Source organism: Lacrimispora sp. (genome assembly GCF_031982545.1).
Taxonomy (GTDB): Bacteria; Bacillota; Clostridia; order Lachnospirales; family Lachnospiraceae; genus Lacrimispora.
Genome location: NZ_DALYXB010000004.1, coordinates 57,533 through 70,659, shown reverse-complemented (window position 1 = coordinate 70,659; position 13,127 = coordinate 57,533). Strand labels below are relative to the sequence as shown.

Sequence of the window (13,127 nt, the reverse complement as noted above, 5' to 3'; positions counted from 1 at the left end):
GAGAGCGGTGAATCTGAGGTGTTTAAAAAAAACAACTAAAATAAAGATATGGCTGTAAAATAAAGATAGACAAAAATGATAGTAATAAGTGTCGAAGGCAGGGGCACAGAATAAGGGAGTATGTGGTAGAATCCTATTAATCAAAAGCGTTAGGAGGAGTAATGTATGTCACCGCTAGCAACTAAGAATCCGCCCGTACCCGGTGAAAGGAAGTATCCGAAAAACTGGAGGTGGGGAATTCTGTTTATACTGCCCTGGTTAGTTGGTTTTTGTATTCTTCAGGCATATCCGTTAATTATGTCTCTATACTATTCATTTACAGATTTTTCGATTTTGTCCGAAGGTAAGTGGATCGGGTTAGATAACTATGAAAGACTGTTTACAAAAGATAAATACTTTATGAAGTCACTTGGATTGACCTTTAAGTATGCACTGATGGCAGTTCCAATGAAGCTTATTATGGCCTTGATTGTGGCAATGATACTGAATATGAAGTTGAAGTGCATCAACCTGTTCCGTACCGTTTATTATCTTCCATCCATTATGGGCGGAAGCGTAGCAATCTCTATTTTATGGCGCTTTATGTTCATGAAAGAGGGAATGTTCAATAAGTTTATTGGAGTATTCGGTATTCCTTCCGTGAACTGGCTGGGAGATCCGGATATTGCACTGGTGACCATCAGCTTACTGGTCGTATGGCAGTTTGGTTCCTCCATGGTTTTATTTCTTGCAGGATTGAAAAATGTACCAACAGAACTTTATGAGGCGGCTGAGGTTGACGGAGCCAACAAATGGACAAAGTTTTGGAGCATCACTCTTCCTATGCTTACGCCAATCGTGTTCTTTAACCTGATTATGCAGATTATCCATGCGTTACAGGAATTTACATCAGCATTCATCATTACAAGCGGCGGTCCCAATCACGGAACCTATCTGATCGGAGTGAAAATTTATGAGGACGCTTTCCAAAATTTGAAGATGGGGTATGCATCTGCGTCCTCATGGGTGTTGTTTGTGGCTATACTTTTAATTACAATATTGGTATTCCGCTCATCCAGTGCATGGGTATTTTATAATGATGGAGGAATGGACTGATGAGAGTGAAGAAAAATAATTTAATCGCATATGTGATCTTAATTGTTATGGGAATTGCAATGATTTATCCTTTAATCTGGCTGTTTTTTGCCACCTTTAAGGATAATCAGGAGTTATTTGGTAAGATGAGTCTTCTTCCTGAAAAATTCTCATCCATTGCCTATAAAAATGGCTGGAAGGGAAGTGGTCAGTTTACCTATCTGACCTTTTACTTAAATACGTTTAAGCTGGTAGTGCCAACGGTTCTGTTGACTGCACTATCAACTGGAATTGTTTCTTATGGGTTTGGAAGATTTAAATTCCCTTTTAAGAAGACCCTGTTTGCACTTATGATATCTACATTGATGCTGCCAGACGCTGTCATCATGATTCCCAGATACGTGGTATTTAATAAATTTGGCTGGATAGATACCTACCTTCCCTTCTGGGCACCTGCAGTCCTGGCCTGCTATCCATTCCTGATATTTATGCAGATTCAGTTTCTGAGAGGAATTCCGAAAGAATTAGATGAATCTGCTTACATGGATGGGTGTAATCCATTTGTGGTATATGTTAAGATCCTGGCTCCTCTTTTAAAGCCGTCGGTATTTTCTGTAATCATTTTCCAGACCTTATGGAGATGGAATGATTACTTCAATAACCTTGTTTACATTAGCAGTGTAAAGAACTATACCTTATCCCTGGCCTTAAAGATGTCTATTGACAGTCAGGGGTCATCAACACCATGGAATCAGGTGTTGGCCATGTCCTTCGTATCATTGATTCCGCCCATTCTTTTATATTTCTTCGCACAGAAATATTTCGTTGAAGGTATTACAGCCGGAGGTATCAAAGGCTAAAAATAATATAATGACAGGTGGGGCAGTTTGCCCCTCAATTCAAGGAGGATGTATTTCTATGAAAAAACAGTTTATGAAACATGCAGCGCTTTTAATGTCTGTATCAATGGCAGCCATAACTCTAATAGGGTGTGGGAGCGCAGGCAAAACCGATGAAACCAGACAGACAACTCAGAGTGCAGCGGAAACATCAGTAACCGGTGCAGATGGAGCGCCGGTAACCTTACGCTTTTCCTGGTGGGGAAGCGACAACCGGCATGGGGCATTATTAAATGCAATTGATGCTTATCAGGCAAAGAATCCCAATGTAAAAATAGAAGCAGAGTATCAGGGTTACGACGGATATTATGAGAAAATCATGACTACTCTTTCCAGTAATACGGCACCGGACATCATTCAGCTTAATAAAGAATGGTTGCCGGATATACAGGGGGCAAAACATTACTTAGCAGATCTTTCCACATTACCCGTTGATTTAAGCACCTTAAAAGACAAATTGCTTGAAATCTCAGGAACCTATAATGGAGAAGCTAATCTTTTCCCATGTACGGTAGGCGGTTCCCCTGTTGTTTACGTAAATGCAGATTTTGCAAAGGAATTTGGTATCGATCTTACAAAGAGTTATACTTGGAATGAAATAGCTGAATTAGGAAAAGCGGTTCATGAAAAAGACAGTGATGCTTATCTCATGACGGCTGATGCAGATATGCTAAATCGTCTGTTTGTACAACCTTATCTGGTTCAGAAGACTGGAAAGCCTGTTATTGATGAAGAGACCTATGCCCCTAATTTTACAGAGGCAGATGCCACAGAAGCATTCCAGAATATTTTAAATCTTTATCAGTCAAATGCGCTGGAGCCATTTGGTGATGCCGCAACTTTTGCAGGCCAGATGGATCAAAATACCAAGTGGATCAATAAAAAAATTGGTATGATCGTGGATTACACTGGATCAGCTCCTAAATATCTCGCTTCTGTAGACAGTCCTCTGGATGTGATTTCAGCACCAGTAATGGAAAATGCAAAGAGCACTGGTGTGGTATACGGCGGAGATCGTGGTTTTTCCATCAATGACAATTCCGCTCACAAGGATGAAGCCGCTAAGTTCCTGAATTTCCTTATGAATGATCCTGAAGCCATTAAAATTCAGAAAACAGAAGTCGGATATTGCCCGACCCAGCAGGCAGAAGATATTCTCATTGCAGAGGGTTTTGTTGATGAACTGCAGAAAAAAGCTATTGATTTGGTTGCAAAAGATCCTTATATCAATAACATGATCAGCGGCAATACAGAACTTGAGGTAGTCCGTAAGGATTTAATTCAGGAAGTTATTTACGGTGATATTACACCGGAAGATGCTGCAAAGGAATTATTAGAGCAGTATGAAGAGATATTAGGACAATTAAAGGCGAAGTAATTTATTTATAGGAAAAGGAGTGAGGGTGTTGCAAAATATATATTTTGTAACACCCTCTGCCCGTATTTACGGTTCAATGCAGGAGGAAAGATGAAGAAAGAGTATTATGAAAGTATGCTTATGAAACTGGTTGATCCTCTGAAGGATCATTACAGTACAGGCGGTGCAGGGCTGAAGCTCGGAGCCTTTGCTGCTGGTTACGGAAACAGGATTGGGGATATGGAAGGATTTTCTCGCGTATTGTGGGGAATGGCTTCCTACTGGGCAGGAGGTGGAACTGATAAAAGTCTGCTGGACCTATATCAAAAGGGGCTTGCAAACGGTACGGATCCTGACTCAGAGGAATACTGGGGTGATCTCCATGATAAGGATCAGAAAATGGTGGAAATGGCAGCCATTAGCTATGGGATATTAATGATACCGGATCAATTGTGGGCGCCTCTTAATGAACGGTCTAAGGAAAATCTGGCAAACTGGTTGTACCAGATCAACGAGTATTCTTTAGCTGAAAATAACTGGCAGTTTTTCAAGGTCATTGCAAACCTGGCATTAAAAAGTATCGGAAAGAAGTGGAGCAAAGAACAGGTACAGATTGCCATGGACAAGTATGAATCCTTTTATATTGGAAACGGCTGGTATTCTGATGGCAGACGTCCTCAAAAGGACTATTATACTTCTTTCGGAATTCACTTCTACTGTCTGCTCTATTCAAAATTTATGGAAAAAGAAGATCCTGTACATGCGAAAATTTTTAAGGACAGGGCAGTAGAATTCGCTAAGACATTTATTTACTGGTTCGATGATGAGGGAAAAGCATTGCCCTTTGGCCGTTCCCTGACCTATCGTTTTGCAGAAGCCGCATTTTTTTCCGTCTGTACATTAGCCGGAGTGGAGTGTGGTTCATGGGGAGTGATGAAGGGGATCATTGAACGACATTTGGAATACTGGATGCGGCAGCCAGTTTTTGATAATGGTGGGGTGCTTACAGTGGGCTATACCTATCCTAATCTATTAATGTCAGAAGCATATAACTCACCAGGTTCTGCTTACTGGGCTTTGAAAACATTTGTATTTTTAGCACTGGAAGAAACTCACCCGTTTTGGAGTGCTGAGGCTGAGCCTCTTCCTAAGCTGAAGTCTCCTTTGGCGCTAAAAGAATGTGATATGTTAATCAGTCACAGAGAACATGAGGTTGTAGCTCTTACAGCAGGGCAGTATCCGACCTTAGAGCATCCATTTGCAGCAGAAAAATATGCAAAGTTCGCTTATTCATCCCAGTTTGGCTTTTGCGTATCCCGCTCTTTTCATTCTATTGAGCAATCAGGAACAGACAGTATGCTTGCCTTTTACATTCATGGAATGCATTATGTTAGAAGAACGTGTGAGGAGTATCATGTCTCAGAGCAGGAGGTATATTCCAGGTGGAGCCCTGTGGAAGGGATTATGGTTAAAACTTGGCTGATCCCAGAAGGATGCGGACATAGACGAAGGCATGTGATTACCAGCACCCTGCCTGAAAATACTCCCTGCATTGCCTATGATTGTGGTTTTTCCTACCCAAACTGTATGGATAAAACTAAAAAAGCGACAAATGGAACGGAAGCTATGGTATCTGATGAAAATGGATTTAGCCGGGTGATGTCAACGGTTGGAGAACCAACGATCATTGCTGCATTACCGAACATGAATCTCATATTCCCCAACGTCTTTATTCCGGCAATCCGTTTTACGGTTACCCCTGGGGAGACAAAGATAGAAACCCTTGTTGAAACAGAGTTTACAAATAAGACTGTGTTGATCGGAGGAGGAAACTGCTATGCGATACAGAATTGATGAAGAAAATATTATTTGGGCAGAGGAGATCTGGAAGAAAATTGAGACTAAGCTGGAGGCGGAATGTAAGCGTCTCGGTGGAATAATGCCTTATGTTCCGGAAAATGGCAAATATTATGATATGGGAGTACGGGAACTGACAGCCTGGACCAATGGTTTTTACTCCGGTATTTTGTGGCAGATGTATCATGTAACAAAGAAGAAGTGCTATCTGGTAAATGCAAGAGAAATTGAGAAACGGCTTGATGGAGCATTTCAAAACTTTCCAAAGCTGGATCATGATGTAGGATTTCTCTGGCTTCACACGGCAGTAGCGGATTATCGTCTGACCGGAGAAGAGGAGTCCAAAAGCCGGGGACTTCACGCCGCAGGGATTCTCGCAGGTCGCTACAATCCAAACGGACGGTATATTAAAGCGTGGAATGGGGAACGTTCTGGCATAGCCATTGTGGACTGCCTGATGAACCTGCCTCTTCTTTATTGGGCTTCTGAACAGTCAGGGGACAGCGCGCTGAGGCAGATTGCCATAAATCATACCGAAATGTCCCTTAAGTACATTATCCGACCGGACGGATCCTGTAACCATCTGGTAGAATTTAATCCTGTTACAGGAGAGTATCTAAATAATCCGGGAGGTCAGGGTTATGAGAGCGGCTCCTCCTGGAGTCGGGGGCAGTCTTGGGGTATTTACGGAATGGCGCTGGCTTATAAGTACACAAAGAATGAAGCTTATCTGGATGCAGCCAAACGGGTGGCACATTATTTCTGCGCCAATCTGGCACTAAATGACTATGTTCCCATGCTGGATTTCCGAGCTCCAGAGGAACCGGTTTATTATGATACCACAGCTGGAGTTTGTGGGGCATGCGGTCTTTTGGAGCTTTCAGAACATGTAAAGCCATTGGAAAAAGACTTATATGTGAAGTCAGCAATTCGTTGCCTGAAGGCGGTTACAGGCCGATTTTGCCAGTGGGATCCGGAGACAGATTCTATTTTAAATTACGGTTCTGCCAGATATGACAGAGAATCAGATCGCCATGTTCCCATTATCTACGGAGACTATTTTTTAGTAGAGGGCATATTAAGGCTGCTTAATAAGAATTTCTTGATCTGGTAAAATTTAAGCTGATTTTCAAAATTGAAACGTGGAATAATTCCTTATAGCCTGTTTTAGTATAATATAAAAATTGGAGAAATAAAGAAATGCAGAAATCAGATCTGAATGATATTAGAGAAAAATTAAATCTAGTGGTAGATAAACTGTTAAAGCTTGATGAGACCAAAGAAAAAACGGGAATCGAAGACTTCCGTGAGGCTGTTGGATATTTCAAGAGAGATTTTGGTATAAAAGAATGGGACTGGCCTCAGGGCATAGGACTTTATGGTCTTATGAAGCTTCAGAAAATTCAGGGGAACGAAGATTACAAAGAATTTCTTATCCACTGGTTTAAAGAGAATATGGAACAAGGTCTTCCGTCACGAAATATCAACACCACGGCTCCCCTTTTAGCACTTGTTGATTTAAATGAATCAGTGAAAGATTGGGAGTTCGAAGCTCTTTGTTTGGATTGGGCAAATTGGCTGATGAAATGTCTTCCAAGAACCGAGGAAGGTGGTTTCCAACACGTTACAAGTGCAAACGGAGACCGTCTTGGAGTCCGTCTGAATGAAAATGAGATGTGGATCGACACTCTGTTTATGACCGTATTATTCTTAAACAAAATGGGACTTAAATACAACCGGCAGGATTGGCAGGATGAGGCTTATTATCAGGTGCTGATGCACATCAAGTACTTATATGATAAGAGTTCAGGACTGTTTCATCATGGTTGGACCTTTAATGAAAGAAATAATTTCGGTGGTGTATTCTGGTGCAGAGGCAACAGCTGGTTTACCGTTGGAATTCTGGAATATATGGAGATGTTTAAAGGCACCATGAATTCTCCAATCAGGCAGCTTGTCACAGAAACATATAAGTCTCAGGTACAGGCCCTTATTAAGCTTCAGAGCAAAAACGGACTTTGGCATACGGTTCTTGACGACAAGGACAGCTATGAAGAGGTGTCAGGTTCCGCTGCTATTGCAGCAGGCATTATAAAGGGCATCAAGATGGGGATTCTTGATGATACTTACTTGGAATGCGCTTACGCTGCTATACGGGGAATTCTAAAGAACATCGACAAGGAGGGAACCGTGCTTCATGTTTCCGGAGGAACAGGAATGGGGCGTGACAAAGAGCATTATAAGAACATTCTTATAGCACCTATGGCCTATGGACAGTCGTTGACCATATTAGCTCTTTGTGAAGCGATTAATCTATAAATGGCAAATAATTGATAAGCTCAGGAGATTTTTGATACTCTGCGGGCTTATCTTTTTTTGTATAGCAGTTTAAGGCTGGCTATATGTTTGTGATCTTTCGTATTTGATGGGGCTGGAGACTGGTACGTCCTGTGAAATTCAGTAGGTGAGTTTCAGGAAATAATTATGCATTATTCCAGGAGGAAGACATGTGGCAAACCCGCCTTTCCATTTCACTACTGTCATTATACAAAAAATGCTACTCCATTGCAAATTTATCCTGCTTTTGTTTTCCTATGTTCTCTAGTATAATGAAATAAAACAGTGGAATGACAGGGAGGGGAGTCTATGCAAAACGGGAAAAAGGGTCTGCTTTTTTTAATGCTTGCGGGGTTATCCGGAATCGTGTTTCTTACACTCTTAACCTCCTCTTTTTATGGATATGTGCTCAAGAAGATCGGGGTGGAGCATGCGGAAAACACGGTTACATACCGGTATCATTACGTGATGATCATTGACAATTTAGATTCCCAGTTCTGGAATGACGTATACCAGAGTGTGAAAGAAGAAGCAGCACAATACGATGCATTTGTGGAACTGAAGGGGAAAAACCAGTCATCGGAGTATTCCACCCTGGATTTTATGGATATGAGTATTGCTGCCAAAGTGGATGGGATTTTACTTGAATTTACCGGAGAACAGATGCTGGAAGAACGGATCAATGAAGCAGCCAGGAAGGGGATTCCGGTGGTAACCATTTTAAATGATGCCCCTAACACGGAGCGGAAAAGCTACGTAGGGATCAATTCCTACCAGCTTGGGCAGGAATACGGCAATCAGATCTTAAAAATTTTGCCTGACCATGATGGTATTACCAGGGTTATGATGCTGCTGCACGATAATTCCATAGACAGCAATCAGGCACAGATCTTTAATCAGATTAATAACCGTATGGTTACTACGAAAGAAAATGCAGACAGAATTAAAGTGGAAGAAATCAGAATTCCATCCGGAAGAGCCTTTGAATCAGAAGAGATTGTGCGCAACCTTTTTCAGAATGCACAGGGACCGCCGGATGTGATTGTATGCATGGATGAGGTGGATACGGAAGCGGTTTACCAGGCAGTGATTGATTATAACAGAGTGGGAAAAACCCAGGTGATTGGCTATTATAAATCAAAAGCAGCGTTAGAGGCGGTAGAGAAGGGGACTATGGCCATGACTCTCTGCATTGATACCAGTCAGATGGGCAAATACAGCGTACAGGCACTGACGGAGTCCATAAAGGATGGGCGTACCAATTCCTTTTACAGTGTGGATCTGCAGTTTGTTACAGAGGAACAGGTTCCGGAATACAAGAGGCAGGAGCGAAAAGCCCATGAAAAATAAGCCAAATTCAATCTGGGAGAATTTACCCATTACCAGAAAGCTTTTTCTGGAAATAGCGGTAACAGCAGTGGTCCTCTTTGCCAGCAATCTGTTTATCTATGCTCAGATCAATCAGATGGTGGAACGGATGAATTCCGTCTATATGAGCAATGTGAATCTAAACGAATTATCCGATGCGCTGACCAATGTGCAGAACTTCATGTACAAATATTTACAGGTAAAGGACTCCGAGTCCTTAACGGATTATTACCGCGCAGAACAGGATTACAGAAAACTTTTAGATGGACTGAATGTAATGGTAACGGACAATCCCGTTCAGCTTCTGGAGAAAAATATCCGGAATATGTCTGACAGCTATCTGGCGGTTACAGATGAAACGGTACAGGCAAAGCGGGGGCAGAATGTAGAAAAGTACAAAAGTTCCTATGAATCCGCCTTAAAGCTTTACCAGTTCATAAACCACGATATTGCTGTTCTCAACAGCAGACAGTTTAAGAACAACTCCGCCAGCTATCAGACCCTTCAGGCGGCGCTCCAGTATTTAGAGGTGATCAGCTCTGTTATACTGGTCATTGTTATGATTATCAGCCTCACAGTCATGATGATGATGACCAGGGACATTGTTACCCCGCTCACCAGTCTGGCTCATACGGCAAAGCTGGTTGGACAGGGGAATTTTCATGTAAAGGTACCTTATATCCGCTCGGGGGACGAACTGGGGATTGTAACCAAGACATTTAATCAAATGGTGGACAGTTTGGCCGATTATGTGAATAAAATTAAAGAGAGTGCTGAAAAAGAGCAGGAGATGAAGGAACGGGAGCTTTTAATGGAAAACCATCTAAAGGAAGCCCGTTTACGATATCTGCAGTCCCAGATTAATCCTCATTTTCTGTTTAACTCTCTCAATGCAGGCGTACAGCTGGCGATGATGGAGGATGCAGAAAAAACCTCGGTATTCATGGAAAAGATGGCTGATTTCTTCCGGTACAATGTAAAAAAAGGTGCGGAAGATGCCACCATTCGGGAAGAAGTGGGTACGGTTGAAAACTATATTTACATATTAAATGTCCGGTTTGCAGGTGATATTCACTATGAATCCAGCCTGGAGGAAGATGCTTTGGACTATTCCATGCCCAGCATGACCCTGCAGCCGCTGGTAGAGAATGCAGTAACACACGGAATCCGCAATATCAGCTGGCCGGGAAATATCCGTCTCTCTGTGAAAAATCAGGAAGATGCCATAGAAATCCGCATTGATGATAATGGAAAGGGAATTGAGAAAGAAAAATTAAAGCGGATTCAGGAAGGGGTAAAAATCCAGGAAGATACCTCATCTACCGGAATCGGTATTTACAATGTGATTTCCCGTCTGGAACTTTATTATAATAAAAAGGAACTGTTTTCCATTGTCAGTGAAGGGGAGGATCAGGGGACTTCAGTAATTTTACGGATTCCTAAAAAGGGGGAAGAGATACATGTTTCGGATACTGGTTGCAGATGATGAAGGGATTATGCTGGAATCCATACGGAGTATTATTGAATCAAACTTCAAAAGTGAGTGCGAAATCGTCTGCGTAAAGACAGGAAGAGCGGTAATTGAACAGGCGGGTCAATTCCGCCCGGATATTGCTTTCGTGGACATTCAGATGCCTGGATTAAGCGGAATTCAGGCAATCCGGGAGATACGTAAATTCAACCAAACCATGGTATTTATCATTATGACAGCCTTTGATAAGTTTTCTTACGCCCAGGAAGCGGTAAATCTTGGCGTGATGGAATTTATTATGAAGCCGGTAAATAAGAAGAAAATTCTGGACGTCTGCGTGAAAGCCATGCATCAGGTGGAGGAGGCAAGGCAGAAGATCAGTGATGATTTAAAGATAAGAGAACGTCTGGAAATCGTCGTTCCCATGATCGAAAGCGGGTTTATTTACACCATACTTCAGGAAGATTCAGACCCCCTTCACAGCGGGTACCCAGAGATGCTTGATATCCGAAAGCCCTATGGTTTCCTCGTGGTTTTGGAATTTGGAGACAGCATGGAAGGGGGAACCATGACCAATGCCATCGGAGTGGGGGTGAAGGTCAATAAATATTACAGCATGGTGCGGGAGATTCTTAAAGACTATTTTGAATGTGTGATCGGCCCTGCCATGGGGAACAGGCTGGTTCTATTTCTTTCCTTTGATCAGGAAAAGATGCAGTATGAAAAACGGGTGGAAGTGATCACAAGGACCAGGAACATGATTCATAAGCTGGAAAACAGCATGGACATTAAGTGCAGAGGCGGAATCGGATCTGTGAAACCTCTGGCGGAAATCCGCCATTCCTATACGGAGGCATTAAAATCCTTAAGAGAAAGTGACAGCCATGTGGTGCATATTACCGATATTCCGGCAGTGGCGGAATACGATGGGGAATATCCTCTCGATCTGGAGAACCAGTACCTCCAAAGAGGCATGAAAGCAGACAGGGAGGGCGCGTTATCCTGTGCCAATGAATTTTTTGACTGGATGCTGGTGCATGACGGTGATATGAGATCCAACATTGAAATCAAGGTTCTGGAACTGGTGATGAGACTGGAGCGGAGAGCCTTTGAAGCCGGGAATGTCCGCTATGGATTTCGTTACCGGGAAAACTATATGGCAGAATTGAAGGAAGCAGCTGACGGAGAAGGGGTACGGCGCTGGTTCCTAAGTAAAACCAGGGATATCTGCGATAAGATCAGTACCTCCAGGGAGCGGGAATTTGAAAATGTGGTATCAAGGGTCAAGGGGTATATCGACGAGAACTACGCCAGGGACATTTCTCTTGACGACGTATCGCGAATGGTAGACATCAGCCCCTATTATTTCAGCAAGCTGTTCAAACAGGAGGTAGGGGAAAATTTCATTGAATATGTGACCAGAACCAGAATCAAAAACGCCAGAAGGCTGCTGGAAGATCCCAGATACAGCATCAAAGAGATCTGCGTGATGTCCGGCTACAGTGATCCCAATTATTTCAGCAGGATTTTTAAGAAATATGAAGGGATGACACCAACCGAATACAGGGAGAGGTAAGGTTATGAAAATGTGGGGCGGGAGGTTATTACTGATGGGATTGGCCTGCTGTATTCTGATGTCAGGGTGCAGACAGGCAAAGGTTGAGACTGCAGAGCAGGAACAGGAAAAGGCGGGGGAGAGGCCTTTGCAGATCGGTCTGAGCATTGATTCATTTGTCATCGAGCGGTGGATCAGAGACCGGGATGTCTTTGTTTCTGCTGCAAAAGAAATGGGTGCGGAAGTCAATGTACAGAATGCCAACGGTGATGTGAATGAACAGATCGAGCAGATCCAGTATTTTATTAAGAAGCAGATGGACGTCATTGTGGTGGTGGCGGGTGACTGCGAGGCACTGTCAGATGTGATGAAGAAAGCAAAGGCGGCAGGAATAAAGACCATGAGCTATGACCGTCTGGTTTTAAATGCAAACAGTGATATGTATATCTCATTTGACAACAAGGGCGTGGGGAGCCTGATGGCAGAAAATCTGGTTCAGAACATACCTGAGGGCGGAAAAGTCATCATGATTCAGGGACCGGAATCCGATCATAATGTTGCAATGATCCGTGAGGGCTTTCATTCAGTTTTAGAAGGTAAAAATTTAGAGGTGGTCTATCAGAACAATTGTGAGGGATGGCTTGCGGAGCACGCCTACGATTATGCCAAAGAAGCACTTGAAAAATATCCGGATGTGAAGGGAATCATGTGTGGAAATGACGATCTGGCCACCCAGGTTTTCAAAGTGCTATCCGAAGACCGGCTGGCAGGGAAGGTGTGTCTTGTTGGTCAGGATGGCGATTTAATGGCCTGCCAGCGGATTGTGGAGGGCACCCAGAATATGACTGCTTTTAAATCGGTGGAGGAGGAGGCCAGGCTGGCGGCGGAGTATGCGGTCAAGCTGGGTAAGGGGGAGCCCTTAACGGGAATCGACCAGACCATCAACGACGGAACCTATGATGTGCCGTATCTGGAGCTGAATCCGGTGGCAGTTACCCGGGAAAACATGGATTCTGTCATCATTCAGGGAGGTTTTCATGCCAGGGAAGATGTGTATTTAAATGTCATACAGCAGTAGCATTTTTTTGCCAGATAAAAAAGTCCTGTTCACCCAGGACTTTTTTTATGTGGATGAATCCGTGCTAACGGTTAGCAAACAAGTCCTGATTCTTCCATGCTAAAATAGGCATATCAAAAACAAGTATTGGA

At 43.0% G+C, this 13,127-nt stretch carries 10 protein-coding genes; all 10 read left to right on the top strand.

Going from position 1 to position 13,127, the window contains the following annotated elements; genetic code table 11:
- Positions 1–165 precede the first annotated feature (165 nt).
- Complete coding sequence (locus ABS301_RS07980) at positions 166–1,095, top strand: carbohydrate ABC transporter permease (RefSeq protein WP_349671715.1); 930 nt, start codon at positions 166–168, stop codon at positions 1,093–1,095.
- Positions 1,095–1,934: a carbohydrate ABC transporter permease gene (locus ABS301_RS07975; RefSeq protein ID WP_349668079.1), complete on the top strand. Its 840-nt coding sequence runs from the start codon at positions 1,095–1,097 to the stop codon at positions 1,932–1,934. The genes ABS301_RS07980 and ABS301_RS07975 overlap by 1 nt, the downstream gene beginning before the upstream one ends.
- A 58-nt stretch (positions 1,935–1,992) precedes the next feature.
- On the top strand, positions 1,993–3,351 hold the full coding sequence (locus ABS301_RS07970) for an ABC transporter substrate-binding protein (RefSeq protein ID WP_349671714.1): 1,359 nt from the start codon (positions 1,993–1,995) through the stop codon (positions 3,349–3,351).
- Positions 3,352–3,441: 90 nt separating this feature from the next.
- A complete protein-coding gene (locus tag ABS301_RS07965; RefSeq protein WP_349671713.1) occupies positions 3,442–5,184 on the top strand; it encodes a DUF2264 domain-containing protein in 1,743 nt (580 codons plus the stop codon).
- A complete protein-coding gene (locus ABS301_RS07960) occupies positions 5,168–6,301 on the top strand; it encodes a glycoside hydrolase family 88 protein (protein ID WP_349671712.1) in 1,134 nt (377 codons plus the stop codon). Before ABS301_RS07965 ends, ABS301_RS07960 begins: the two co-directional genes overlap by 17 nt.
- Before the next feature lie 86 nt (positions 6,302–6,387).
- Positions 6,388–7,506: a glycoside hydrolase family 88/105 protein gene (locus ABS301_RS07955; RefSeq protein ID WP_349671711.1), complete on the top strand. Its 1,119-nt coding sequence runs from the start codon at positions 6,388–6,390 to the stop codon at positions 7,504–7,506.
- A gap of 327 nt (positions 7,507–7,833) precedes the next feature.
- Positions 7,834–8,874 (top strand): substrate-binding domain-containing protein, encoded by a 1,041-nt coding sequence (locus tag ABS301_RS07950; RefSeq protein WP_349671710.1) that lies wholly within the window; start codon positions 7,834–7,836, stop codon positions 8,872–8,874.
- Entirely contained in the window at positions 8,864–10,378 is a 1,515-nt protein-coding gene (locus ABS301_RS07945; protein WP_349671709.1) for a sensor histidine kinase, read from the top strand. Before ABS301_RS07950 ends, ABS301_RS07945 begins: the two co-directional genes overlap by 11 nt.
- Positions 10,353–11,939, top strand: coding sequence for a response regulator transcription factor (locus ABS301_RS07940; protein WP_349671708.1), 1,587 nt, complete (start codon positions 10,353–10,355; stop codon positions 11,937–11,939). The genes ABS301_RS07945 and ABS301_RS07940 overlap by 26 nt, the downstream gene beginning before the upstream one ends.
- Positions 11,940–11,943: 4 nt before the next feature.
- Positions 11,944–12,996, top strand: coding sequence for a substrate-binding domain-containing protein (locus ABS301_RS07935; RefSeq protein WP_349671707.1), 1,053 nt, complete (start codon positions 11,944–11,946; stop codon positions 12,994–12,996).
- Positions 12,997–13,127 lie beyond the last annotated feature (131 nt).

Bases quoted from the DNA above. Each gene is read 5' to 3' on its own strand.
- ABS301_RS07950 (WP_349671710.1), top strand. From the start codon at position 7,834: ATGCAAAACGGGAAAAAGGGTCTGCTTTTTTTAATGCTTGCGGGGTTA.
- ABS301_RS07955 (WP_349671711.1), top strand. From the start codon at position 6,388: ATGCAGAAATCAGATCTGAATGATATTAGAGAAAAATTAAATCTAGTG.
- ABS301_RS07970 (WP_349671714.1), top strand. From the start codon at position 1,993: ATGAAAAAACAGTTTATGAAACATGCAGCGCTTTTAATGTCTGTATCA.
- ABS301_RS07960 (WP_349671712.1), top strand. From the start codon at position 5,168: ATGCGATACAGAATTGATGAAGAAAATATTATTTGGGCAGAGGAGATC.
- ABS301_RS07980 (WP_349671715.1), top strand. From the start codon at position 166: ATGTCACCGCTAGCAACTAAGAATCCGCCCGTACCCGGTGAAAGGAAG.
- ABS301_RS07940 (WP_349671708.1), top strand. From the start codon at position 10,353: ATGTTTCGGATACTGGTTGCAGATGATGAAGGGATTATGCTGGAATCC.
- ABS301_RS07945 (WP_349671709.1), top strand. From the start codon at position 8,864: ATGAAAAATAAGCCAAATTCAATCTGGGAGAATTTACCCATTACCAGA.
- ABS301_RS07935 (WP_349671707.1), top strand. From the start codon at position 11,944: ATGAAAATGTGGGGCGGGAGGTTATTACTGATGGGATTGGCCTGCTGT.
- ABS301_RS07965 (WP_349671713.1), top strand. From the start codon at position 3,442: ATGAAGAAAGAGTATTATGAAAGTATGCTTATGAAACTGGTTGATCCT.
- ABS301_RS07975 (WP_349668079.1), top strand. From the start codon at position 1,095: ATGAGAGTGAAGAAAAATAATTTAATCGCATATGTGATCTTAATTGTT.